Here is a 24,215-nt window from a genome sequence, read left to right on the forward strand (position 1 = left end):
AGAAACGATGAAGAAACAAAACAATTTCAAAAAAGGTGGCGTTTCGATGTTTATCGTCATTGTCACCTGTGTCTTAGTGGCACTTCTAACAGCGAGCTTCGTTCGAATGGTCAATCGCGACCTTTCGAACGCAAGCCGTCAGGACTTGTCGCAATCTGCCTATGACTCAGCTCAGGCTGGCGTAGAGGACGCGAAGCGCTTTGTTCGTATTTGGAATACCGATTGTCGTTCTGGTTTCGATACTGGCACGGATCGGTGTGCTCGAATGGATGCGGCTTTAGAAAGAAACACCTGTAATACATTGAATAGTGCTGGAATTGGTGCAGAGACTGGTGAAACTCGAATCCAAACAACCAGTGGCACTGGCATCAATAATGATTTGGCGTTAGACCAAGCCTACACTTGTGTCAGGATTCAAGCAAATACTCCAGATTTCCTTGGTGTTATAGCTGACGGTAGTTCGAAAAACGTTCCGCTAAGGGCTGTGGGTGGCTTTAATCAGGTTGAAATTAGCTGGTATTCGGAGCGAGATTTAACTCAGCCAAACAACACTAATGTTAATCTTCCAGCACCAGATGGTGGCCGATATTCATTGCCATCAAAGAGTGAATGGAGTAGAGCGGTTCATCGACCACCGGTAATGAAAGCGCAGTTTATGGGCTATACGGGTGGGGGTTTGGCAGCTTTGGATGACGGAGTGTTTGCAGTAAATGGAAACGGCTTGAACGAGCGAATCTATTATCCTACAACCGTTGGCAATACAACCGACACCTTGCCAACATCTCGAAAAACCGGAGACGGTTCGAGTACGAACGATTTAACTGCGGTTCGATGCCGAAATAATATCGCTGGCGGAGGCTATGCTTGTGTAACTACCGTGAATCTCGGACATACGGTTGCTCAAGGTAATATTGCATTCTTGCGATTAACTCCAATCTATTCTGGAGCAAACTTCAGGGTTCGACTGCTTAACAATGGCGAATATGTAAACTTCAATGGTGTCCAGCCGATTGTCGACAGCACTGGTCGCGCCAACGACCGAATGCGACGAGTAGAGAGCCGAATTGAGAGCGAAGATTTGGACTTCCCGATCCCTGAATTTGCCGTTCAGGTGGACGGAGACAACCAGCTTTGCAAAGATTTCTGGGTAACAAACTTCAGAACCAATCTTGGTAGTTCTGGTGCTTGTTAAAAAATAATAGAGACTAAAAAATCCTCCCAAAAGGAGGATTTTAAAATGAGAGGATATATAAGGATTCGTGCAAAACGATTTTATCGTTTTTTCCTCTCATATATATTGTATGATATTGGTCTTAAAAATTCAAGATTTAGCATTTGTGAGGCATGCAAACTATATTCTTGCCTAAAATCTCCACCTCTTGTTTATTAAGGCTGCCCATTAATATATTGAAGTAGTTGTCATCTTTGTTGTCTAATTGGTCATAAAGACTTCGAGCGGTCTCAAAATCCTTAAACTGGCAGGTATATTCAAGCATTTTGTTGTCAACTAATCCGTGCCAAACTTGAAAATTCCCGCCATTAAATACATCTTCATAGTGGTAGCTAAAGTCGGTAAAGCTACCAAAATCAACAATATCTCCAATCTCTAGATTTAGATATGTTTTTTCGTATATGTCCTGTGCTTTTTCGAAATCAGGGGATTTTGCTTGATGTTGGCTATGAACTTTGCCTAATTCATAACTCACCCTCAATAATTCTCGTAAACGCCAAACAGATACATCATAAAAATCTTGGCTGTCCGAATATTGACGCTTTAGGGAGGGGATTTTACCAACTTGTTTGGCTATTTGTGTTAGCACTTCATCTACTTCTGGTGCTTCGTATTCTGTATTGAATATTTTTCGAATTTCCTCCTCTAGGATAGATGTATTCAGCTCTTGCTTTTCTTTTGTTGGATTAATGTTGAATCTTTCCATTATATTCTCCTTTGATTATTTTTTTGTGCTCTGATGATAACTCATTTAGTATAGAAGAGTCAAGGAGAAAATAAAATCCTTAAAAAAACTTTAATAAGAACTTTTTTAATTACTTCGCCAAGAAGAATTTATGAGCTAAATAAGAGGCAGTTAGTGATACCACCTCTTATCTGGTTGGGTTATGGGTATTATTTTCTGCTTTATGACTGTTGACAGGGGTGTTTATTTGATTTCCAATGCTAATATAAGGACAGTATATAAATTGTGGGTATAGGTTTAATCTTAATTTTGGACTGCTGTCTGAGCTGTGGTATAATGAAGAGATGAATAATCAAATTATCTTATTAACTATTCAGGTCTTTATTGTAGCCCTAATTCTTTGGATGCTTTACACAATTCTATCCTATGCTAAAAAGCATGATATTTCTCTAAAAGAGAAATTTTGGACAGGGTTTGGTATCGGTTATGTTACTGATTTGCTAGACACCTTGGGGATTGGAACCTTTGCAACGACAACCACTATGTTTAAACTGACAAAGTTGGTGGAAGACGATCGTAAAATTCCTGCGACCATGACAACGGCGCACATCATACCAGTCTTAGTAGAGGCGCTATTGTTTATTACGATAGTTGAGGTTGATATGGTCACTCTGATTGCTATGGCAGCAGCGGCATTTACGGGTGCCTTTGTTGGTGCCAAGGTAACTCAAAAATGGGATACAAAGAAAGTTCAACGAATTCTTGGGATTTTACTAATTATTGCAGCCTGTTTCATGGTCTATCGCATGATTACTAACCCTGGCGCAGATCTTACCAATGAAGTAAAGGGCTTAACTGGTTGGAAACTGGCTGTTGGTATTGCCTTTGATTTTATGGTGGGAATGCTGATGAGTATGGGACTGGGTAACTATGCTCCTGAGTTAATTTTCTTCTCCTTGATGGGGATCAGTCCTGCGGTCGCTCTTCCAGTTATGATGCTGAACGCTGCGATGATCATGACTGCTGGTGCCAAACAGTTTATCCAATCAGGACGAGTAAACTGGCCAGGAGTTCCAGGAATCATTGTCGGTGGGGTGCTAGGTGTTTTGACAGCTGCTTTCTTCCTATCAAATTTGGATATTAATAATTTGAAAATTTTAGTTGTCTTCGTTGCAGCGTATACAGGCTTTACTCTGCTTCGTTCATCCTTTGTTACTAGGATTAAAAAATAGTAGGAGGAACTATGGATATTCATTTACGAAATGAAATTGATCTGGACGGGCAGATTGAGGTAGTGGATCAGCAATTTCAAGTGGAAATTAAGGAAAAAGATGGGAATCTCTATCTCATTTATAGTAACGATGAAGCTGAAAAAGTTGTCATAAAATGTGACGAAGAAGAGTTAGTGATGACACGTTTTTCCACTCCAAAGTCTATTATGCGATTCATTTCTGGTAAAGAAGCTATTGTGACCATTCCTACACCGTTAGGAATCCAGCATTTTGTGACCGATACAAAACGTTACCAATTAAACCGTTCGGATCAAAGTGTCCAGTTGCAATATGAATTAAAGGGATTGGAGAACCAGCAACTTTTTGCTTCCTATGATTTGGAAATCTCGTGGAAATAATCTCTTATTTCCAGAAAAATATTCTTGAATTTCTCGGGATTTTTGATATAATAGTTAACAAATCGAGGGAGTAGCTAGCGGAAAATTCCGTGATATTGTCGTCAATCCGACTTGTTTCCGGCAATATATTAAATAGCGAGACTTGTTTTAGAACCTGTCTTCGCAAGTAAGGTATTTTTAGATAAGAGATAGTTTTTTGTCTATCAAGGCAGTTTTTTGAAGGAATAATGACTGTATTTCAAAAAAACTAATACTCAATGAAAATCAAAGTCAGGCTAGGCGACGCCGATGCAGATTGAACTAAAGTTCATCAATTCAAGTCAACAACGCCTGAGTTTGATTTTCGAAGAGTATAAAGATGAGTGACAGAAAACTAGCCCTAGATAGAAGTGCCGAGCTGTGAAGAGAGGTTCTCATTAAACAGGTCTCTTTTTTATTTGTTAGGTAAAAAAGGGACCGAGAAGGAGAAGGAAATTGTCAAAAGAACAAAAACGCGATTTGTTTTATACACAAAGCGAAGAGCAAGTATTGTCAAGCATGGAGTCTTCTTTAGACGGTTTGTCTAGTAGTGAAGCTAGCAAACGTCTGGCAGACTATGGTCGTAATGAATTGGATGAGGGTGAAAAACGCACACTCTTAGCTAAATTCTTGGATCAGTTCAAAGACTTGATGATTATTATTTTGATTGCAGCAGCAATCTTGACGGTGATTACAGAAGGTTCACACGGTTTGACAGATGCCATTATCATCTTGGCCGTAGTTATCTTGAATGCTGCCTTTGGTGTTTATCAAGAGGGTCAAGCTGAGGCAGCCATTGAGGCGCTAAAAAACATGTCAAGCCCAGTTGCGCGTGCGCTTCGTGACAATCATGTAGTCGAAGTTGATTCTAAAGACTTGGTACCAGGTGACATCGTCTTGCTTGAAGCAGGTGATGTTGTCCCTGCCGATATGCGTTTGTTGGAAGCTAACTCCCTCAAAATCGAAGAAGCTGCTCTTACAGGTGAGTCTGTACCAGTTGATAAAGATTTGTCAGCAGTTTTGGCTGAAGATGCACCGATCGGTGACCGTGTCAACATGGCCTACCAAAACTCAAACGTTACTTACGGACGTGGTCTTGGTGTGGTTACAAACACAGGTATGTACACAGAGGTTGGTCATATCGCAGGTATGCTTGCCAATGCTGATGAAACCGATACTCCCTTGAAGCAAAACCTCAACCAATTGTCTAAGGTCTTGACTTATGCAGTTCTTGTAATTGCTGCGGTAACGATGGCTGTTTCAGTCTTCGTACGTGGAGAAGGTATTTTGCCTGCTCTTATGACTTCTGTAGCTCTTGCGGTTGCTGCCATTCCAGAAGGTTTGCCAGCTATTGTAACGGTTGTCCTTTCACTTGGTACTCAAGTATTGGCTAAGCGTAATTCTATCATCCGTAAGTTGCCTGCTGTTGAAACACTTGGTTCAACAGAAATCATCGCTTCAGATAAGACTGGTACTTTGACTATGAACCAGATGACTGTTGAAAAAGTTTATACAAACGGTCAATTGGTGGATGCTAAAGAAGCTTTGGATGCAAGCAATACAACGCTTCGTGTTATGAACTTTGCCAACGATACCAAGGTAGATCCTTCTGGTAAATTGATTGGTGATCCAACAGAAACTGCACTTGTTCAATTTGGTTTGGACCAAAACTTTGATGTTCGTGAAGTCTTGGTTTCTGAGCCTCGTGTGGCTGAACTGCCATTTGACTCAACACGTAAATTGATGTCAACTGTTCACCAACAAGCTGCTGGAAACTTCTTTGTTGCTGTTAAAGGTGCTCCGGACCAATTGCTCAAACGTGTAACGCAAATTGAAGAAAATGGTACAATCCGTCCGATTACCGATGCGGATAAACAAGCCATTCTTGCCACTAACAAGGACTTGGCTAAGCAAGCCCTTCGTGTCTTGATGATGGCATACAAGTATGTTGATGCTATTCCTGAGTTGGAATCTGACGTTGTTGAAAATGATCTTATCTTTTCAGGTTTGGTAGGTATGATTGACCCTGAGCGTCCAGAAGCAGCAGAAGCTGTGCGTGTTGCCAAGGAAGCTGGTATCCGTCCAATCATGATTACGGGTGACCACCAAGATACAGCTGAGGCGATTGCCAAGCGTCTTGGTATCATCGATCCAAATGATACAGAAGACCATGTATTTACAGGTGCAGAGCTCAGCGAATTGACGGATGAAGAGTTCCAGAAAGTCTTCAAGCAATACTCTGTGTATGCGCGTGTATCTCCAGAACATAAGGTTCGTATCGTTAAGGCTTGGCAAAATGATGGTAAGGTTGTTGCCATGACTGGTGACGGTGTGAACGATGCACCATCACTTAAGACAGCCGACATCGGTATCGGTATGGGTATCACAGGTACGGAAGTTTCGAAAGGTGCCTCTGATATGGTCCTTGCAGATGACAACTTTGCGACTATTATCGTTGCGGTTGAAGAAGGACGTAAGGTCTTCTCAAACATCCAAAAAACCATCCAGTATCTCTTGTCAGCTAATACTGCTGAGGTATTGTGTATCTTCCTTGCTACCCTCTTTGGTTGGGACGTATTGGAGCCAGTTCATCTCCTTTGGATTAACTTGGTAACAGACACTCTTCCAGCTATCGCTCTTGGTGTTGAGCCTGCTGAACCAGGTATTATGACACACAAACCTCGTGGACGCAATTCAAGCTTCTTCTCAGGTGGTGTCCTTAGCTCTATCATCTATCAAGGTATTCTACAGACCGCTTTGGTATTGGGTGTCTATGGATTTGCCCTGCTTTACCCAGAACACAGCATTTATGAAGAAATCCATGCAGATGCTTTGACAATGGCTTACGTGACATTAGGTTTGATCCAACTGGTTCATGCATACAATGTTAAGTCTGTTTATCAGTCCATTTTCACAGTTGGTTTGTTCAAAAATAAACTCTTCAACTGGTCAATTCCATTTGCTTTCCTTTTGTTAATGGCGACAATCGTTGTTCCAGGATTTAGCAATTTCTTCCATGTATCCGTTCTCTCTCCAACCCAGTGGTTGGTAACCATTATTGGTTCAGGTCTCATGGTTGTCGTTGTAGAAATTGTTAAATTTGTTCAACGTAAGTTGGGATTGGATGAAAAAGCTATCTAATCATAGTTATTCAGCTTATCTTTTATTACTTCGTTAACTCGCCTTGGGAGTGGGAAAGAACTCAACTAGTCAAAAAAGAGTTCGTCTTCCCACCCCCGCACAGTTGATTAGGTCAGATTTAGAGTGTGAAACACGAACAAATCTGCCAATCAACCACTGCGCTGAGATGTTGACACGAACTCTGAGAAGTGGCTTTGGACTTTTTGCCCAGCCTCCTGCGCCTCGTTGCCTTGTACTAAAAGAATATCATTTGAAAAAGCTCAGATTCAGTGGTCTGAGCTTTTTTCTGTACTGATAATGTATTTTGGGAAGATTGCTTGTCCCAACAAAGTAATGGCTAGTGCTAGTATGAGGAGGATGGTTTTGACAAGAGTTGGTAAGTTAAACAGTAAGGCGATTGGTATGATAGCCAAGCTGAAATAGTAGAGAGTGAAGTATCTGCTACTTTCCATAGTCATCTGAATTAGCTTTGATACATCGTCACTTTCGACTTGCCGTACTTCAGTACAGCCTGCAACTCGATACCTTGTACTAAAAGCAAACTAAAGACTATATCATTTGAAAAAGCTCAGATTTAGTGGTCTGAGCTTTTTTCTGTACTGATAATGTATTTTGGGAAGATTGCTTGTCCCAACAAAGTAATGGCTAGTGCTAGTATGAGGAGGATGGTTTTGACAAGAGTTGGTAAGTTAAACAGTAAGGCGATTGGTATGATAGCCAAGCTGAAATAGTAGAGAGTGAAGTATTTGCTATTCTCCACTATTTGGACCCTATCGCCGTCTTTAACTTGAATGCTTGATTTTTTATCCCCTCGAATGCTTAGTGTAACAGATGGTTGTGTAATTGGTAAGCTTAGAATTTTACCTTGAGTAACTGTCCCAGCAATTTTTCCATCTACCAGGAGCGGAAGTTTTTGGGAGGATAGTTGTTTGATAGGTTTTGGATAATGAATAATAACTCTCATATGAACCTCCTTGTAATCTAGTTTCATTATAGCAAAAAAGAAAAAAATGTAAACGATTTCTGATACTGTTTTCCCTTACAGGCTTGCTTGAAGAATAAGAAACTGCTATAATTTTGAAGAGGTAGGAGTTTATATGAATTATCTTCAGAATTATATTTTAAGTAAAAGCAGTTATTTGCCATCTGATAAGTTATTCATTCTGCAAAAAGAACTAGAAGATTTAGATGATGAGGCTTTAAACGTTCTTATGATGGTTGAGATGCGTCAACCTCTTGTCGCTCTTATTTTGGCTATTTTCTTCGGTGAATTTGGTGTCGACCGTTTTTATGTCGGGAATAAAGAATTGGGATTTGCCAAGCTGATTGCTTTTGCAGTATCTTTTGTTACGCTATTTATCTTGATTGGGTTCTTGTTATTTTTGGGACTTTATTTGTGGAAATTTATTGATTGCTTCTTAATCATGCGAGCATGTAAGGAAGCGAACTTTGAGCGTTTGATGCTACAAATCCATCAATATAAGGCTTTTCAGCATAGCAATCAGACATTTTAATAAGATATTTTTGGGAATAAGGGGAGGCTTGGTAGTGTCTTCCTTTTCTGTTTTTAGTAGGCTGTAAAGTACTTGTAATATGGAACGAGCTTTGTCACAGAAGTGACATTTTATAGAACAGCATTTATGATATAATGATAAAATATGCTAGTTGAGAGGAGAATTTCTATGCAGACAAAGAAAATGAGTATGTTTTTATTTTTTGCCTATCTCCTTTTACTTACTTGGATGATTGTCTTTAAGATGGACTTGAGCATCGTATATGGACGCTATGGTTATGCTAGTATAAACTTAATTCCATTTGCAGGAACAGCAGTCTATGATGGAGTGCTGGATTTTCCAGAAATTCTATTTAATATTGTAAGTTTTATTCCCTTTGGTATTTATATGGAAATGCTATTTCGCAAGGCATCGTGGGTGGCTAATCTATGTTTGATTATGTTAGTGAGTCTCTGTTTTGAGGTTCTGCAATATCTTCTTTTACTTGGGGTTGCAGATATAACTGATTTACTGGCTAACGGCTTAGGGGGAGCAATCGGCATTAATATCATGTATGTCTTGACCAGTATTTGGCGGGAGAAGGCCTATGTTCGTATGAATATTTTTTGTTTTGCGCTAACGTTTTTTGTTATATTAATAACTTATTTAGCTTTGTAGGTCTTGCTAAATATATCCAAAGTTTGCTAAAATGAATGTAATGAATATCAAAGAAGAGATTATTAAATTATCTCAGGAAATCGGAATCTCGAAGATTGGTTTTACAACGGCTGATGATTTTGCTTATTTGGAGAAATCACTTCGTGCTAGTCAGGAAGAAGGGCGTTCGTCAGGATTTGAACACAAGAATATCGAAGAACGTATCCGTCCCAAACTGTCGTTAGAATCTGCCAAAACCATCATTTCTATCGCGGTAGCTTATCCTCGACATTTGCCTGTCAAACCGCAGAAGACCCAATACAAACGTGGGAAGATTACCCCTAGTTCATGGGGGCTTGATTACCACTATATCTTGCAAGATAAGATGGAGCGTTTGGCACGGGGAATTGAGAGACTGACGGATGGTTTGGAATACAAGGCTATGGTAGATACAGGAGCTTTGGTGGATACAGCGGTCGCTCGTCGTGCAGGAATTGGCTTTATCGGTAAGAATGGGCTAGTCATTTCTAAGGAATTTGGTTCCTATATGTTTCTAGGAGAATTAGTGACCAACCTGGACATCGAACCAGATCAACCAGTAGATTATGATTGTGGTGATTGCAATCGCTGTGTTGCAGCCTGTCCGACGTCTTGTCTATTAGGGGATACGACTATGAATGCCCGTCGTTGCTTGTCCTTTCAGACCCAGGATAAGGGTATGATGGACTTGGAGTTTCGTAAGAAAATCAAGACGGTCATCTATGGTTGTGATATTTGCCAGATTTGTTGTCCTTACAACAAGGGAATTTCCAGTCCACCTGTGGTGGAGATTGACCCAGAATTGGCTGAGCCTGAGCTGATTCCATTCTTGGACTTGTCAAATGGACAATTCAAGGAGAAATTTGGCCTGATTGCTGGCTCTTGGCGAGGGAAAAATATTCTCCAGCGCAATGCCATCATCGCCTTAGCTAATAGCAATGACCGCTCTGCCATTCCCAAACTTTTAGAAATCATCGATAAGAAACAAAATCCGGTCCACATGGCAACGGCTATCTGGGCCTTGGGGCAATTGGTCAAACAGCCCAATGATGAGATGGTTTCCTTTATCGCAGGTATTTCATCAGACAATGATGATGTCAGAGCAGAGCAAACGGCCTTTCTCAACATGGTCAAGGACTTGCAAATGTGATATAATAAATATTATGAATAAAAATGAGGTGTATATGGATACAGCAGAAATTCGCCAAAAGATTGAAGAACTTGGCAAAAAATTAACTTCTTTTAGGGGGTCTCTTTGACTTAGAAGGTCTGGAAGAAGAGATTGCCATTCTTGAGAACAAGATGACGGAGCCAGATTTCTGGAATGATAATTTGGCAGCCCAGAAGACGTCTCAGGAGTTGAATGAATTAAAAAACACCTACGGAAATTTCCATCAGATGTTGGATTTATATGATGAATCCGAAATTTTGCTAGATTTTCTAGCAGAAGATGAGTCTGTTCGGGATGAGTTGGTTGAAAAGTTAGCAGATTTGGACAAAACCATGACTGCCTATGAGATGACCCTGCTCTTGTCAGAGCCCTATGATCACAATAACGCTATCTTGGAAATCCATCCAGGTTCGGGTGGTACCGAGGCACAAGACTGGGGAGAAATGCTCCTGCGGATGTATCAGCGTTATGGAAATGCCAAAGGTTTTACAGTAGAAACATTGGATTATCAAGCTGGTGATGAGGCAGGTATTAAGTCCGTGACTCTAAGCTTTACTGGGCCAAACGCCTATGGCTTGCTCAAGTCAGAAATGGGTGTTCATCGTTTGGTGCGCATCTCACCTTTTGACTCAGCTAAGCGTCGTCATACTTCCTTTACATCTGTAGAGGTAATGCCTGAGTTGGACGATACCATTGAAATTGAAATCAGAGATGATGAAGTGAAGATGGATACCTTCCGTTCAGGAGGTGCTGGTGGACAGAACGTCAACAAGGTCTCAACGGGTGTTCGATTGACGCACATTCCGACAGGGATTGTGACTCAGTCCACAGTTGACCGTACTCAGTATGGAAACCGTGATCGTGCAATGAAACTCTTGCAGGCTAAATTGTATCAATTGGAGCAGGAGAAGAAAGCGGCAGAAGTAGACTCACTCAAGGGTGACAAGAAAGAGATCACTTGGGGAAGTCAGATTCGTTCTTATGTCTTTACACCTTATACAATGGTAAAAGACCACCGTACTGGTTATGAGGTGGCTCAAGTCGATAAGGTTATGGACGGAGACTTGGACGGCTTTATAGATGCTTATTTAAAATGGCGAATTAGCTAAGAACCTGTATTTACAAGTGAAGTGCTTGTAAATAAGAGATAGTTTTTCGCTCATCAAGGAAGTTTTTTTTAAGAATACGGACTGTATTTTGAAAAAAACGTTCTCAAATCTAAAGAAAGGACTGTCTAAGACAGGAAATCCTATGGGAATAATAGAAATGAAAGACGTTTCCAAGAAATATGGAAACGGAACGACTGCCCTTCGCGGAGTATCAGTCAATGTTGAAGCGGGAGAATTTGCCTACATTGTAGGTCCTTCTGGTGCAGGTAAGTCAACCTTTATCAAACTCTTGTATCGGGAGGAAAAGCTCGATAAGGGGAGTCTAAAGGTTGGTAAGTTTGACCTTGCAAAAATTAAAAAGAGAGATGTTCCTCTTCTACGTCGTAGTGTAGGAGTGGTTTTCCAAGACTACAAACTCTTACCTAAAAAGACTGTCTTTGAAAATATTGCTTATGCGATGGAAGTTATCGGTGAAAAACCACGGAATATCAAGAAACGTGTAATGGAAGTTTTAGATTTGGTTGGTTTGAAGCACAAGATTCGCTCTTTCCCAAATGAACTTTCAGGTGGTGAGCAACAGCGGATTGCTATTGCCCGTGCCATTGTAAATAATCCTAAAGTATTGATTGCTGATGAACCAACTGGTAACTTGGACCCTGAAAACTCTTGGGAAATCATGAATCTATTGGAGCGAATTAACTTACAGGGGACAACGATTTTGATGGCGACACACAATAGTCAGATTGTAAATACACTTCGTCACCGTGTTATTGCGATTGAAGATGGTCGTGTAGTACGTGATGAAGCGGAAGGAGAATATGGATACGATGAGTAATCGATTTTTTAGACACTTTATTGAGTCATTGAAGAGTTTGAAGCGAAATGGTTGGATGACGATTGCAGCCATTTCATCTGTAGCCATTACCCTTACCTTGGTTGGTCTATTTGCTTCAGTTATTTTGAACACAGCAAAGCTCGCTTCGGATTTGGAACAGAATGTACGTATCAATGTATACTTGAGAGCGAACTCAACTGATCAAGCTGAGACGATTGTGAACGAAGCAGGAGAGACGGTAGCTAATCCAGATTATCAAAAGGTGTACAATCAGATTACAGCCTTAGAAAATGTACAATCTGTCACTTATTCAAGTAAGGATGAACAGTTGCAGAAATTAACAGCTACCTTGGGAGATACTTGGAACCTATTCCAAGGAGATGCCAATCCACTTTACGATGCTTATATCATTGATACGACTGAACCGCAGTATGTAAAAACTGTTGCAGCAGAGATTGCTAAAATTGATGGTGTTACAGAGGTACGTGATGGGGAAGTTGAAACGGAACGTATTTTTAAATTAGCTAATCTAGTTCGTACATGGGGATTGGCAGCAACTGGCTTATTGCTGTTTACTGCTGTTTTCTTGATTTCCAATACTATTCGGATTACCATTATTTCTCGTAGCCGTGAAATTCAGATTATGCGTCTGGTTGGTGCTAAAAACAGTTATATCCGTGGACCATTCCTCTGGGAAGGTGCCTGGGTAGGTCTCCTCGGAGCTATTTTGCCTTCTGTTTTAGTCTATTCTCTTTATAAGATGATCTATACTTCAGTAAATGCTAGTCTTGCTAGTCAAGATTTGTCTCTGATTAGTATGAATGTCTTTGTTCCAGGAATGATTGGCGCACTTTTTGTAATTGGTATTATTATTGGTTCCTTGGGATCAGTCATTTCCATGAACCGCTACTTAAAAATTTAATAGACAAGCTACATGTAAAAAGGTCTGCACAATAATGAGGCAGACCTTTTTGTTATGGATGTCTATGGTGAGAAGATTCGTTCATCTCTTGCTTAATAGCACAGTCGCAGGAACAATCTCCGCAGGATCCTTTTCCTTTGATGAGACTGCGAATAGCAAGAGAAAATAAGATGACGATGATGAGAAAGAGGATAAGTGTGGGCATTAATATTCTCCTTTTTCTAATGTTTTTAGCGTGACGATTGGAAGAGTTTTGGCTGGTTTTTTCATTAGGCTGTAGATGGCTGTGATAATTAGAAAGATAGCGATAAATGTCCAGATGGTTGGTAATTGTCCGTAGATAAGTACAAGACCAACCTGATAGATAACCAAACTACTTGCATAGGCTAAACCTGTTTGGAAACCGATAGCAATCCATGTCCACTTGGCTTCTCCCATTTCACGGTGAATAGCACCAATAGCCGCAAAACAAGGGGCACAGAGGAGATTGAAGACTAGGAAGGAGTAAGCTGACAATGCTGTATAGTCTTGTTGTAAAAGCCCCCAGAGTTCGGGATTTTCTTCGGTTGTTTCTCCTAATTTATAGAGGATACCAAAGGTGGCAATGACGGTTTCCTTGGCTAAGAGACCTGTAATGGCAGCAACAGTTGCTCGCCAATTTCCGAAACCAAGTGGGGCAAAGAGGAGAGAAAAACTGCGTCCAATGGAGGCTAAGATACTCTCATCTGTTTCTACCATTTGTAAAGACCAATTATAGGAACTGCTGAACCAAATAATGATGTTGGTCACAAATATAATGGTACCAGCTCGTTTGATAAAACTAAGTGCCTTATCGAATGCATATCGGAGAACCGTACTGAGTTTTGGTAAGTGATAAGATGGTAATTCCATGATAAAGGGGCTTGCGACTCCACCAAGTTGCTTGGTCTTTTTTAGTGCCATTCCGGATAGGACGATGGCAGCCATACCGACAAAATAGGCGCTTGGAGCAATCCAAGGATTGTCAGGAAAGAAAGCACCGGATACCAGCGAAATGATAGGAAGTTTGGCAGAACAGGGCATGAAGGTTGCTGTCATAATGGTGATTTTTCGGTCCTGTTCATTTTCAATAGTCCGGCTTGCCATGACTCCAGGAACGCCACAGCCTGTGGAAATCAACATGGGAATAAAGGATTTGCCTGATAGACCAAAACGCCTAAAAATCCTATCCATGACAAAGGCGACTCGGCTCATATAGCCGATGTCTTCCAAGATTCCCAAGCAGACGAAGAGGACGAAAATTTGTGGTACAAAACCGAGAATGGCTCCACATCCTGCAATAATGCCATCAAGGACCAGAGATTGTAGCCAGCCAGCGATTTCAAATCGATCTAGATTTTCCTGAATAAGGCCTGGAACAAGCTCTCCGAAGAGGACATCATTCACCCAGTCAGTCCCCATTGTACCAACCGTTTGAATAGACAGGAAGTAGGTCAGCCACATGACTGCCGCAAAGATAGGGAGGGCAAGAAAACGATTGGTAACAAGTCGGTCGATGTTATCAGACAGGTTAAAAGTCTTATCGCTGTCTTTTGTGACCAGTTCTGTGATTTTCTCGATGAATTGGTAGCGTTGATTAACGATAATGGCTTCCATATCGTCTGCGTAAATTTTTTCCAAAATGGCAATGATTTCGGTCAAATCAAGCATGTCTTGTGCATTTAGTTGCAATTGGTCTAGAATGACTTGATCTTGTTCGAGTAGCTTAATGGCGTAGAAGCGTTTTTGATGATTTGGGATGGAATCCGATAATAGGTCAATAACTTGGGCGAGACCGGCTTCAAATTGTTTGTCATACTGAGGATAGATTGGCTCGGCTTGTTGATTGGTAATTTTTTCTACTTCATGGAGGAGCTGGGATATACCTAGCTTTTTTAGTGCACTGATAGGCTGTACAGGAACTCCCAGTTGATAGGAGAGCTGGTCGCTGTTTATTGAGCGACCTTGACTTTTCAGGGCGTCTGTCATATTGAGGGCGATAACAATAGGAAGACCCATTTCTAATAACTGCAAGGTCAGATAGAGATTCCGCTCCAAGTTTGTTGCATCAAGGACGTTGAGGATAGCAGCTGGTTGGTCCGCTATCAAATAATCTCTGGCAACCCGTTCTTCTGGTGTGTAGGGAGACAGCGAGTAGATACCTGGTAAATCTTGAATTAGTAAATGTTTTCGCTTTTTGATCGTTCCAGATTTTCTTTCAACGGTGACTCCAGGCCAGTTACCGACACGTTGGTTGGTCCCTGTTAGGAGGTTGAAAAGAGTTGTTTTTCCGCTATTTGGATTTCCTGCAAGGGCGATGTGTTTTGTCATTTCCTCACCTCGCTTGTGATTTGAACACCAATCATTTGCGCTTCGGATTTGCGTAGTGTCAGCTCGTATCCTCTCAAGGTAATTTCGATTGGATCGCCCAGGGGAGCGACTTTTTTGAGAAATAGCTGCGTGTTCTTTGTAAGTCCCATATCCATGAGGCGACGACGGAGTGCACCTGTTGCATAGATGTCCATAACCTTAGCTGAGCTACCAATAGGTGCCTCGGATAGATTGATTATTTCCGTAGCTGACTTTTCTATTAAAACCAGAGATTCGATAATTTCTCTGTCTAGGGCTAGACGGCTTGCCTTGACTTGGAAAATTGCATTGGTCTTGGTTTTTGAAATGATGCGAATCTCTTCTCCGACTTTTAAACCCAAGTGCGCTAAGTGTTTACGAATATCATCTTGCGTTAGACAATCTTTGACTAAATAAGATTGTCCAACTTGAAGGTTTTGTAGTTTCATATCGTTTCCTTTGTGATTTTTATAACAATAGTATAGCACAATTCCTTAAAAGTGTCAGATAATTTTTAGGAATAGCTTATTTTCTCTTTATTTTGGTTTTTCATTGTCAGTTACCAACTTGTCCCATAGTAAGTTCTACCTTATTTCTTTGTCTCAGTCTAATTTCCAGTTTTTAAGACAGACTAGAACTTACTTTGGGAATTTAGCTTTCTTTATTTTTCTCAATATTTCCAAAAAATCCATTGACTTTTTTTAGAGATATGATATACTAGTCAAGTACTGCTGGTTTAGCTCAGTCGGTAGAGCGCATCCATGGTAAGGATGAGGTCGCCGGTTCAATCCCGGCAACTAGCATCGAATACTATCGAAAGGCCTTGTTTGACAAGGTTTTTTCTTATTTTTGTCCTAAATTCGCCCTTATTGTCAAAAAATCCCTTGACATGAATGTTTATTATGGTAGAATAGGGCTTAGAAATATGAAAGGAGTAAAACAAATGAACAAGCAACTTGTCATTCAGCAAGCTATTTTTTATCATACACTCCTTTCTAAGCAGGAAAACAGGGCTCATTGATGAACTATTCTAGTTCTTTGTGGGCTGTACTCTGAAAGTTGGGCCAATCAAGCATGTGTGGTCATGCCTTGATAGGATTTAACCTTGCTATTCTAGAGTTGGTCTATTTTTGTGGACTTAAATCCATGCCTAGGTGGAGTTTAAAACACACCTAGGCTTTTTTGTGCTTAGAAAGGAATCGTTTTAATAACCTTTTTCACAAGTAAAATACTTTTAGAATGAGAGGGTATTTTGAGTGAATACAGGTTTTAACTTAAAGGAGAAATATGTTTAAATTGATTTTTGATTACGTCAAACAACACAAGTGGCTCTATCTATTGGTTGCTGTGACCTTGATTATTTATGACGCCACACTTTTGCTACCAACGCAAATCATACAGCGGATGGTCGATATACTGACCAAGAATGAATTAACACAGGCCATATTGGTTCAGGAGATGACCTTATTGTTATTGGTAACAGTGCTGAACTATGCAACAGCCTTCATTTGGCACCTGAAATTATTTCAGGCCTCTGTCAATTTCAAGTTTGATATGCAGCAACGTGCCTTTAAAAAATTAGTGACCATGCGAACTCCATTTTATGAAAAATTCCGCTCAGGAGATGTCATGACTCGTTTTTCAACGGATGTGGATGGGCTGATGGAGATGGTGGGTTACGGTCTTATGATTGTCGTCTATGCAGGTGGTATGTTGGCTTTTATCATTCCCACGATGTTCTTTATTGATTGGAAAATTTCGCTAGTAGCTTTACTACCGATGCTGTTCATGACACTATGTATATTTTTTATCGGGAGAAAACAAGATAAGGCGATTGATGCCAATAGGGAAGCTGTAGCCCAGCTCAATAATGAAGTTTTGGAGGTCATCGAAGGCATTCGAGTGACTCGGGCTTATAGTAAAAAAGCAACTCAAAAGGCTCAATTTCAAGCTCGTACCAAGCAATTGGCTCAGGGTGGGGATCGCATCACTTCCTTGCAATCATTGTATAATCCATTAGCCACAGTCTGTTTGGGATTATCTACTATTTTCGTGCTTCTCATGGGGGCACAAGCCGTGAAAGCAGGGCAACTGACCTTGGGACAAGTAATTGCTCTTCAATTGTATGTCGGTTCGCTTTTAGAGCCGTTTTGGACACTAGCAGATTTCATCCTTGTTTATCAGACTGGTAAGACATCCTTTGAAAAACTGCAAGAGCTGATTGAGACGGGTGATGATTTGGAGGCTGATGGTTCTAAGGAAATTGCAGAGCTGTCTAGTATTTCCTTCAAAAATTATAGCTTTAGTTATCCACAGGCGGAAAGAGCCAGCCTACAGGACATCAATTGGACACTGAAAGCAGGGCAAACTGTAGGTATCGTTGGGAAAACTGGTTCGGGAAAAACGACCTTGGTGCGTCAATTCTTACGCCAGTATCCGATTGGTCAGGGAAATTTTTTCATCAATCATCAATCTGTTTTAGACTTTAAACGTTCTAGTATAGAGGAAAAAATTGGCTATGTTCCCCAAGAACACATTTTGTTTTCAAGGTCTGTTGGAGAAAATATTGCCCTTGGGAAAGTAGCTAGTAGCTCTGAGGAGATTGAACAAGCCATTGCCACAGCAGCTTTTAGTCAAGATTTAAAACGGATGACTGATGGTCTTGATACCATGATTGGTGAGCGTGGTGTGTCTATTTCTGGCGGTCAGAAACAACGGATTTCCATTGCCCGTGCTTTCCTGCGAGAGCCAGATTTGCTGATTCTAGATGATTCTTTGTCGGCAGTGGATGCTAGGACAGAACGCCAGATTATCCAAAATATTCAAAAAGAACGTGCAGGCAAAACCAATGTCATCGTGACCCATCGTCTATCTGCTGTCAACCATGCAGACTGGGTACTAGTCTTGGATGAGGGGCGTATCGTTGAGGAAGGGCGTCCAGCTGATTTGCTTGCCCAAAGAGGTTGGTACTATGAACAATACCAACGACAACAAAGCCAGGAAGGAGGAGAGTAATGACTATTTTAGGTTTTTTATTAAAACAAATCGGTCGTGTTAAGTGGCTATTTATAGTAGCTGTCGGCTTCTATCTATTGGCTTCGACCATGGTTCGATTGGCTCCTCTGCTGATTCAGCAGGCGATTGATGGGCCGATTACGGATTTGAGCAAGGGTTTGCCCTTTGATGAAGCTGTTTTCTTAAACCAGTCAGCTCAATACATGGGAATGATTATTCTGGGAGCTATTGGCTTCTACCTATCTATGCGTTTACTCATGCATTGCGCCAATCGTATTGCTGAAAATCTACGTAATCAAGCTTATGATGTTATGCAACGGTTGCCTATTTCTTATTTTGATGATAAGCCCGCTGGAAAAATTGCAACTAGAATTGTCAATGATACAGAAACTCTGCGGACACAATTTTATGGGACCTTAGTTAATGCCTTTAACAATATTGTTCGTTTGCTCTTTACATACGGTGTCCTATTTTACATGAATAGGAGTCTTGGTTGGCTGATGTTACTCTTGATACCACTCTATATCGGTATTCAATTTGCTTACAAGAAAATGACAGACAAGCCGATGAAGGATTTTTATGATGCAAGGAGTGACGTCAATACGCAGGTGAATGAGACCATGAATGGTGCAAGTTTGATTCAACTTTTTGGACAAGAAGAGCGCATCATGAAAGAATTTGAAGTGACTGCTGACAAGATGCGTCGGGCAGATAATAAGATTATCTGGGCCCAGTCTCTTGCCACGTGGAATCTGAGTGGTTTTCTGCAAAATTTAGTCATTGCTGCGATTTTAACGGTAGTCGGCTATCAGTTTCTTGCGGGACAGGATGGAGTTACAGCTGGGAAACTCTTTGTTTATGTCAACTATATCGAAGGAGTCTTCATTGCTTTGGGAGCGCTGGTTCAACAGTTCCCAAATATGCTTCGCTCTTTTGAAACAGGTAAGCGTCTAATGGCCCTTCTAGAAGAAGAGGTGGAGGACGACTGTGATCGTATTTTGGAAGTTGAACAAGGGCAAGTCGTGTTTGAACACGTGAACTTTAGCTATGAAGAAAACAGACCAGTTTTGAAAGATATTACCATTCGGGCAGAAAAAGGAGAAACAGTTGCTCTGGTTGGGCATACTGGGTCTGGTAAGTCTTCTATTATGAACCTCCTCTATCGTTTCTATGATCCACAGGAGGGACGTGTACTGATTGATGGGAAAAATATCCGTGATTATTCTCGTGAAAGCCTGCGCAGTCACATGGGGATTGTTTTGCAAGATCCCTATCTCTTTACAGGGACGATTGCCAGCAATGTTTCCATGAATGAAGAGGAAGCAGATAGAACAAGAATCATGCAGGCGCTAGAAAAAGTTGGTGCAAGGCCTATGCTATCTCGCTTAGAGAAAGGGATTGATGAACCGGTTGTTGAGAAGGGGGCGGCCTTTTCAAGTGGGGAACGTCAGTTGATTGCCTTTGCGCGGACACTCTACTCTGATCCTAAAATTCTGATATTGGATGAAGCAACTTCTCATATTGATACGGAGACGGAAGAAATTATCCAACATGCCATGGAAGTGGTAAAAGAAGGTCGGACAACCTTTATTATTGCTCACCGACTTTCTACCATTCAAAATGCAGACCAGATTCTTGTCTTAGATCAAGGTCGAATTATTGAACATGGGAAGCATGAAGAATTGGTTGCACGTGGTGGAGTATATGCTCAAATGCATGAGATTCAAGCAAAGGTGTAATAAGCAGTTAAAAATTCCAAGCTTTGGCTGGAATTTTTTGCTATAATTGACTCATGAAAGCCTTAATTTTTGATGTAGATGATACGCTTTATGATCAGATTCAACCGTTTGAACGTGCTTTGGAAAGACATATTGAAGTAGCAAGGGAGCAAATTGAACCACTCTACCTTTCCTTTCGCAGATATGCGGATGAAGTATTTGAAGCAACAGCAATTGGAAAGATGAGTCTGAAAGACAGTCATATTTATCGGATGAAACATGCTTTGGCAGATTTTGGGTATCAGGTGTCTGATGCAACAGCCTTAGCTATTCAAATAGATTATGATTATTTTCAAGGGCAGATAGAGCTCAGTCCAGTGTTTCCAGAAATATTTTCGTGGTGCCAGGCGCAAGGAATTGCAATGGGGATTATTACGAATGGACCTTATAGACATCAGTTGAGAAAGATACGCACGATGGGGTTAGTTAATTGGTTTGAGCTAGAACATGTCCTTATTTCTGGACAAGTTGGTATCACAAAGCCAAATCCTGCTATTTTTCAACTAATGGAAGAACGTTTGGGGATGTCAGGTGAAGATATTTGTTATCTAGGGGATTCGTTTGAAAATGATGTGGTAGGAGCGAAAGCTGCGAATTGGAAGGCAATTTGGTTTAATCATAGAAAGAGAATAGAGCCAATAGCTCCGTATCAGGCAGATAAAGTGGTGACAGATTGGGATGAACTGGTCGAAGTTATCCAGTCTTTCTAGTGGTTTCTGCAAGGGATTATCAATTTTTTATAGGTGTGATAGGTAAAATATATTAGCAGAATACCTGTCTTTATGATAGTATAAAATTTAAGCATAGAAGTATAGGTGTGAATCCAAGCAGATTTTTATTCCTACTCTATGAAATTTTTTGAAATGGAGTTACCTATGACACAAGCTTTCTTTCCTATCCATACTCTAGAGACTGTTAGTCCAGAATTACGAGAAAACCTTGCGACTGTCAAGAAAAATAATGGCGGTTATATTCCTAATCTCATCGGTCTTTTAGCCAATTCTCCTACAGCCCTAGAAACCTACCAAACTGTTAGTGGTATCAATCGCCGTAGTAGTCTGAAACCTACGGAGCGTGAAGTGGTACAAATTACAGCTGCCGTTGCCAATGGCTGTGGATTTTGCGTGGCAGGTCATACGGCTATTTCTATCAAGCAGGTTAAGATGCCAGATGTTATTCTACAGGCTCTACGCCAGGGAACTCCCATCGAAACGGATGCAAAATTGGATGCTCTCGCTCGATTTACTCTGGCTGTTATCCATGAAAAAGGCAAGGTTGAGCAGCCCTTGCTAGAGGAATTTTTTCAAGAGGGCTACACGGCTGAAAATGCCTTGGATGTGGTGTTAGGAGTCAGTCTTGCAACTCTTTGTAATTATGCCAACAATCTCATCAACACTCCTATCAATCCAGAATTACAGGCCTATGCTCTGTAGGAGTTCCAGCAGAATATGTATCGCAAACTAGTTAGGACGTTTACGTTATCCTAACTAGTTTTTTTGAATTAACCAAGTGTGATTTTCCTAATATACATTTGATACTCTTCGAAAATCAAAATTATCCGTTGTCAACTTGCCTTGATGAACTCCAGTTCTATCTTCGGCTTCGTTTCCTAGGCTACTTTTGATTTTCATTGAGTATGAGATGGCCTTTGTTTTTTAAAACTAGTTTTAGAAGAGGTATAAAATGTTGAAACTAGTTTCAAAAGAAGACTATTTTCTTTCAAAATAGAAATTAGATTTTAAATGAGGAACTGGGATTGAAAAAAAGTTAATGTGCTATATAATAATATTGTAAGCGCTATCCAGTATCCAGGAATAGAAAGGAGAAATTAATGGGCAAGATCAGTAAGGAAGCTCTAAAAGAACAGATAAAAGATGGAATTATCGTTTCTTGCCAGGCTTTGCCAGGCGAACCTCTGTATCGGGAAGAAGGTGGTATTATGCCTTTACTAGTCAAGGCTGCCCAAGAAGCAGGTGCTGTCGGTATTCGGGCCAATAGTGTACGAGATATTAAGGAGATAAAAGAAGTAACTACTTTACCAATTATCGGAATTATCAAGCGAGACTATCCTCCACAAGAGCCCTTTATTACGGCTACGATGCGAGAAGTAGACGAGTTAGCAGCTCTAGATATTGAGGTCATTGCTCTTGATTGTACCAAGCGTGAGCGTTATGACGGACTCGATATTGTTGATTTCATTAAGCAAATCAAGGAAAAATACCCCGAACAACTTTTTATGGCAGATATTTCAACCTTTGAGGAAGGATTAACTGCTTATGAAGCAGGCATCGATTTCATTGGGACAACACTTTCGGGGTATACATCCTATAGTAGGCAGGAGGAGGGACCAGATATTGAATTGATTGACCGCTTGTGCCGAGCAGGTATCGATGTGATAGCGGAAGGAAAAATACACTATCCTGACCAAGTAAAAATTATTCATGATTTAGGTGTGGCAGGAATTGTTGTAGGTGGTGCGATCACACGTCCAAAGGAAATCGCAGAGCGGTTTATTAGTGCTTTACATAAATAATAAATAGGTTATAGAAAGGAATGGAGTATGAATTTTAAGAAGTTTTCTCAGCTAGGGCAGGCCTTTATGCTGCCAATCTCAATTTTGCCTGTTGCTGGTCTCTTACTGGGAATTGGAGGCGCCTTATCAAATAGTAATGCTGTAGCACAATTTCCTGTATTGGATCAAGCGTGGTTGCAAGCTGTATTCACTATCATGAGTACGGCAGGTAGTGCGGTATTTGCGAATTTAGCATTGATTTTTGCAATTGGTGTTGCTGTAGGTTTGGCAGATGCTGATAAGGGGACTGCTGGCCTATCTGCTGGGGTTGCATACTTGGTTTATACGGCTACTATTAGTGGATTTTTAACTCTTTTTGCAGATAAGGGAGCAAGCATTGATACTGGAGTTTTGGGCGCTTTAGCGATTGGTATCACTGTTGCAACTTTACACAATAAATATCGAAAAATTGAATTACCAGCCTTTCTTGGTTTCTTCGGAGGCTCTCGCTTTATTCCAATTATTTCATCATTTGCAGCAATTGCGATTGGCTCCATTTTTTATATAATTTGGCCACCGATTCAGAATTTATTAGTTGATTTTGGTAAGGCAATAGCAGAGATGGGAAGTTTTGGAACTTTCTTATATGGTTTTGGATTACGTTTGACAGGTGCATTTGGCTTGCACCATACCATCTATCCAATGTTTTGGTATACCTCATTAGGTGGAAGTGAAGTGGTAGCAGGTGAGACAATCCAAGGTGCGCAAAATATTTTCTTTGCTCAATTAGCAGATGCGAATCACACAGGCTTATTTACTTATGGAACTCGATTTTTTGCTGGTCGATTTGCAACGATGATTTTTGGTCTACCAGCATCTTGTTTGGCTATGTATCACGCAATTCCTAAGGAAAATCGTAAGAAGGTTGGCAGTTTTTATTCAAGTAGTGCATTAACTTCCCTATTGACAGGAATTACCGAGCCAATCGAGTTTTCTTTCTTGTTTGTTGCTCCATGGCTATATGTTGTTCACGCATTTTTAGATGGACTATCATTCTTAGTGGCGGATCTCCTGCAAATTCGTATTGGGAACTCATTTTCTGGTGGGCTTATTGATTACTTGATTTTTGGTGTTTTCCAAGGAAATGACAAAACCAATTGGATTTATGTGATTCCTGTTGGCTTGCTTTGGGCAGCAGTTTATTATCTAGTTTTCAAATTTTTAGTAACCAAATTTCACGTGCTAGTTCCTGGTATGGAAAGTAGTGATCAAGCATCACATTCTGAAAAAGTTTTATCAAACGGCTCTAGTCTTCGTGATAATGCAATTGCTATCATCGATGCTCTTGGTGGAGCAGATAATATTGAGAATGTAACTGCCTGTGCGACTCGATTAAGAGTATCGCTCAGAAAGAGTGGTCTTGTGGATAAGGGAGTTATTCAGTCTATAGGTGCAACGGCTGTTTTGGATGTAAAAGGAGGAATACAGGCTATTTTCGGAGGTAAGGCTATTCTGTATAGCCAAGAAATCAATCAAATTCTTGGTCTTGAAGAATAGAGTTATATTTAAGCGAATTAAAAGCATTCAAACTGTACCTATCGGGTATTTTTGA

Annotated in this window: 22 protein-coding genes and 1 tRNA gene; 17 read left to right on the plus strand and 6 right to left on the minus strand. The window is 40.6% G+C overall.

Annotated features, from left to right (window positions below):
- Positions 1-1,192 (plus strand): hypothetical protein (locus F9856_RS09215; protein ID WP_202106415.1); only part of this gene is annotated, 1,192 nt, incomplete at its 5' end.
- A gap of 136 nt (positions 1,193-1,328) precedes the next feature.
- On the opposite strand, the gene F9856_RS09220 is transcribed toward F9856_RS09215, so the two are convergent.
- A complete protein-coding gene (locus F9856_RS09220; RefSeq protein WP_202106416.1) occupies positions 1,329-1,937 on the minus strand; it encodes a DUF6900 domain-containing protein in 609 nt (202 codons plus the stop codon).
- A 323-nt stretch (positions 1,938-2,260) separates the two neighbouring features.
- Between F9856_RS09220 and F9856_RS09225 the strand changes: the two genes are divergently transcribed.
- The 3 genes from F9856_RS09225 to F9856_RS09235 all read left to right on the plus strand — a co-directional run bounded on the left by F9856_RS09225 (position 2,261) and on the right by F9856_RS09235 (position 6,705).
- A complete protein-coding gene (locus F9856_RS09225; protein WP_024419334.1) occupies positions 2,261-3,148 on the plus strand; it encodes a sulfite exporter TauE/SafE family protein in 888 nt (295 codons plus the stop codon).
- An 11-nt stretch (positions 3,149-3,159) separates the two neighbouring features.
- Complete coding sequence (locus F9856_RS09230) at positions 3,160-3,546, plus strand: DUF1934 domain-containing protein (RefSeq protein WP_024377428.1); 387 nt, start codon at positions 3,160-3,162, stop codon at positions 3,544-3,546.
- Positions 3,547-4,020: 474 nt separating this feature from the next.
- The gene (locus F9856_RS09235; protein ID WP_202106417.1) at positions 4,021-6,705 is read left to right on the plus strand and encodes a cation-translocating P-type ATPase; all 2,685 of its coding nucleotides are present in this window, start codon (positions 4,021-4,023) and stop codon (positions 6,703-6,705) included.
- A 266-nt stretch (positions 6,706-6,971) separates the two neighbouring features.
- Here F9856_RS09235 and F9856_RS09240 read toward each other — a convergent pair whose 3' ends face one another.
- Together F9856_RS09240 and F9856_RS09245 are read right to left on the minus strand one after the other, a co-directional pair.
- A complete protein-coding gene (locus F9856_RS09240) occupies positions 6,972-7,157 on the minus strand; it encodes a hypothetical protein (RefSeq protein WP_202106418.1) in 186 nt (61 codons plus the stop codon).
- A gap of 122 nt (positions 7,158-7,279) precedes the next feature.
- Complete coding sequence (locus F9856_RS09245) at positions 7,280-7,669, minus strand: hypothetical protein (RefSeq protein WP_029744388.1); 390 nt, start codon at positions 7,667-7,669, stop codon at positions 7,280-7,282.
- 133 nt (positions 7,670-7,802) lie between these two features.
- On the opposite strand from F9856_RS09245, the gene F9856_RS09250 reads away from it, so the two are divergent.
- The 6 genes from F9856_RS09250 (at position 7,803) to ftsX (ending at position 12,931) form a co-directional block, all read left to right on the plus strand.
- Positions 7,803-8,219 carry a TM2 domain-containing protein gene (locus F9856_RS09250; protein ID WP_004298733.1) on the plus strand — a complete coding sequence of 139 codons (417 nt, stop codon included), beginning with the start codon at positions 7,803-7,805 and terminating at the stop codon, positions 8,217-8,219.
- 168 nt (positions 8,220-8,387) lie between these two features.
- On the plus strand, positions 8,388-8,876 hold the full coding sequence (locus F9856_RS09255) for a VanZ family protein (RefSeq protein WP_029173954.1): 489 nt from the start codon (positions 8,388-8,390) through the stop codon (positions 8,874-8,876).
- A 40-nt stretch (positions 8,877-8,916) separates the two neighbouring features.
- The gene (gene queG / locus F9856_RS09260) at positions 8,917-10,044 is read left to right on the plus strand and encodes a tRNA epoxyqueuosine(34) reductase QueG (protein ID WP_202106419.1); all 1,128 of its coding nucleotides are present in this window, start codon (positions 8,917-8,919) and stop codon (positions 10,042-10,044) included.
- Between the two features lie 34 nt (positions 10,045-10,078).
- Positions 10,079-11,174, plus strand: a protein-coding gene (prfB, locus tag F9856_RS09265) for a peptide chain release factor 2 (RefSeq protein ID WP_105130359.1) whose coding sequence is annotated in 2 segments (ribosomal slippage) — positions 10,079-10,150 and positions 10,152-11,174 — 1,095 coding nt in all. Because the reading frame shifts where the segments join, the coding sequence is not laid out codon by codon here.
- Between the two features lie 142 nt (positions 11,175-11,316).
- Positions 11,317-12,009, plus strand: a complete 693-nt coding sequence (gene ftsE, locus F9856_RS09270; RefSeq protein ID WP_002936190.1) for a cell division ATP-binding protein FtsE — start codon at positions 11,317-11,319, stop codon at positions 12,007-12,009.
- Positions 12,002-12,931 carry a permease-like cell division protein FtsX gene (ftsX, locus tag F9856_RS09275; RefSeq protein ID WP_024378183.1) on the plus strand — a complete coding sequence of 310 codons (930 nt, stop codon included), beginning with the start codon at positions 12,002-12,004 and terminating at the stop codon, positions 12,929-12,931. Before ftsE ends, ftsX begins: the two co-directional genes overlap by 8 nt.
- A 52-nt stretch (positions 12,932-12,983) precedes the next feature.
- On the opposite strand, the gene F9856_RS09280 is transcribed toward ftsX, so the two are convergent.
- From F9856_RS09280 to F9856_RS09290, 3 genes are read right to left on the minus strand one after another with little or no spacing between them, the layout of a single operon-like run.
- Entirely contained in the window at positions 12,984-13,136 is a 153-nt protein-coding gene (locus F9856_RS09280; protein ID WP_004298744.1) for a hypothetical protein, read from the minus strand.
- On the minus strand, positions 13,136-15,280 hold the full coding sequence (feoB, locus tag F9856_RS09285) for a ferrous iron transport protein B (protein ID WP_202106420.1): 2,145 nt from the start codon (positions 15,278-15,280) through the stop codon (positions 13,136-13,138). Before feoB ends, F9856_RS09280 begins: the two co-directional genes overlap by 1 nt.
- Positions 15,277-15,747, minus strand: coding sequence for a FeoA family protein (locus F9856_RS09290; RefSeq protein ID WP_014735592.1), 471 nt, complete (start codon positions 15,745-15,747; stop codon positions 15,277-15,279). Before F9856_RS09290 ends, feoB begins: the two co-directional genes overlap by 4 nt.
- Before the next feature lie 281 nt (positions 15,748-16,028).
- Between F9856_RS09290 and F9856_RS09295 the strand changes: the two genes are divergently transcribed.
- The 7 genes from F9856_RS09295 (at position 16,029) to F9856_RS09325 (ending at position 24,160) form a co-directional block, all read left to right on the plus strand.
- Positions 16,029-16,101 (plus strand) — tRNA-Thr (locus tag F9856_RS09295).
- 484 nt (positions 16,102-16,585) lie between these two features.
- Positions 16,586-18,313, plus strand: a complete 1,728-nt coding sequence (locus tag F9856_RS09300) for an ABC transporter ATP-binding protein (protein WP_202106421.1) — start codon at positions 16,586-16,588, stop codon at positions 18,311-18,313.
- Entirely contained in the window at positions 18,313-20,052 is a 1,740-nt protein-coding gene (locus F9856_RS09305) for an ABC transporter ATP-binding protein (protein WP_202106422.1), read from the plus strand. Before F9856_RS09300 ends, F9856_RS09305 begins: the two co-directional genes overlap by 1 nt.
- A gap of 53 nt (positions 20,053-20,105) precedes the next feature.
- Positions 20,106-20,801 carry an HAD family hydrolase gene (locus tag F9856_RS09310; RefSeq protein ID WP_004298754.1) on the plus strand — a complete coding sequence of 232 codons (696 nt, stop codon included), beginning with the start codon at positions 20,106-20,108 and terminating at the stop codon, positions 20,799-20,801.
- 165 nt (positions 20,802-20,966) lie between these two features.
- Complete coding sequence (locus F9856_RS09315) at positions 20,967-21,524, plus strand: carboxymuconolactone decarboxylase family protein (RefSeq protein ID WP_105105287.1); 558 nt, start codon at positions 20,967-20,969, stop codon at positions 21,522-21,524.
- 398 nt (positions 21,525-21,922) lie between these two features.
- Positions 21,923-22,624: an N-acetylmannosamine-6-phosphate 2-epimerase gene (locus F9856_RS09320; RefSeq protein ID WP_024414799.1), complete on the plus strand. Its 702-nt coding sequence runs from the start codon at positions 21,923-21,925 to the stop codon at positions 22,622-22,624.
- Between the two features lie 27 nt (positions 22,625-22,651).
- On the plus strand, positions 22,652-24,160 hold the full coding sequence (locus tag F9856_RS09325) for a PTS transporter subunit EIIC (RefSeq protein WP_024378600.1): 1,509 nt from the start codon (positions 22,652-22,654) through the stop codon (positions 24,158-24,160).
- Positions 24,161-24,215: the final 55 nt, after the last annotated feature.

Origin of the sequence: Streptococcus suis, from assembly GCF_016743335.1 — a bacterium.
In the GTDB taxonomy this organism is placed as follows: Bacteria; Bacillota; Bacilli; order Lactobacillales; family Streptococcaceae; genus Streptococcus; species Streptococcus suis_Y.

What these genes read in the sequence shown, in the direction of transcription:
- F9856_RS09220 (WP_202106416.1), bottom strand. Translation starts at nt 1,937, where the DNA reads ATGGAAAGATTCAACATTAATCCAACAAAAGAAAAGCAAGAGCTGAAT.
- F9856_RS09225 (WP_024419334.1), top strand. Translation starts at nt 2,261, where the DNA reads ATGAATAATCAAATTATCTTATTAACTATTCAGGTCTTTATTGTAGCC.
- F9856_RS09230 (WP_024377428.1), top strand. Translation starts at nt 3,160, where the DNA reads ATGGATATTCATTTACGAAATGAAATTGATCTGGACGGGCAGATTGAG.
- F9856_RS09240 (WP_202106418.1), bottom strand. Translation starts at nt 7,157, where the DNA reads ATGGAAAGTAGCAGATACTTCACTCTCTACTATTTCAGCTTGGCTATC.
- F9856_RS09245 (WP_029744388.1), bottom strand. Translation starts at nt 7,669, where the DNA reads ATGAGAGTTATTATTCATTATCCAAAACCTATCAAACAACTATCCTCC.
- F9856_RS09250 (WP_004298733.1), top strand. Translation starts at nt 7,803, where the DNA reads ATGAATTATCTTCAGAATTATATTTTAAGTAAAAGCAGTTATTTGCCA.
- F9856_RS09255 (WP_029173954.1), top strand. Translation starts at nt 8,388, where the DNA reads ATGCAGACAAAGAAAATGAGTATGTTTTTATTTTTTGCCTATCTCCTT.
- queG (WP_202106419.1), top strand. Translation starts at nt 8,917, where the DNA reads ATGAATATCAAAGAAGAGATTATTAAATTATCTCAGGAAATCGGAATC.
- ftsE (WP_002936190.1), top strand. Translation starts at nt 11,317, where the DNA reads ATGGGAATAATAGAAATGAAAGACGTTTCCAAGAAATATGGAAACGGA.
- ftsX (WP_024378183.1), top strand. Translation starts at nt 12,002, where the DNA reads ATGAGTAATCGATTTTTTAGACACTTTATTGAGTCATTGAAGAGTTTG.
- F9856_RS09280 (WP_004298744.1), bottom strand. Translation starts at nt 13,136, where the DNA reads ATGCCCACACTTATCCTCTTTCTCATCATCGTCATCTTATTTTCTCTT.
- feoB (WP_202106420.1), bottom strand. Translation starts at nt 15,280, where the DNA reads ATGACAAAACACATCGCCCTTGCAGGAAATCCAAATAGCGGAAAAACA.
- F9856_RS09290 (WP_014735592.1), bottom strand. Translation starts at nt 15,747, where the DNA reads ATGAAACTACAAAACCTTCAAGTTGGACAATCTTATTTAGTCAAAGAT.
- F9856_RS09300 (WP_202106421.1), top strand. Translation starts at nt 16,586, where the DNA reads ATGTTTAAATTGATTTTTGATTACGTCAAACAACACAAGTGGCTCTAT.
- F9856_RS09305 (WP_202106422.1), top strand. Translation starts at nt 18,313, where the DNA reads ATGACTATTTTAGGTTTTTTATTAAAACAAATCGGTCGTGTTAAGTGG.
- F9856_RS09310 (WP_004298754.1), top strand. Translation starts at nt 20,106, where the DNA reads ATGAAAGCCTTAATTTTTGATGTAGATGATACGCTTTATGATCAGATT.
- F9856_RS09315 (WP_105105287.1), top strand. Translation starts at nt 20,967, where the DNA reads ATGACACAAGCTTTCTTTCCTATCCATACTCTAGAGACTGTTAGTCCA.
- F9856_RS09320 (WP_024414799.1), top strand. Translation starts at nt 21,923, where the DNA reads ATGGGCAAGATCAGTAAGGAAGCTCTAAAAGAACAGATAAAAGATGGA.
- F9856_RS09325 (WP_024378600.1), top strand. Translation starts at nt 22,652, where the DNA reads ATGAATTTTAAGAAGTTTTCTCAGCTAGGGCAGGCCTTTATGCTGCCA.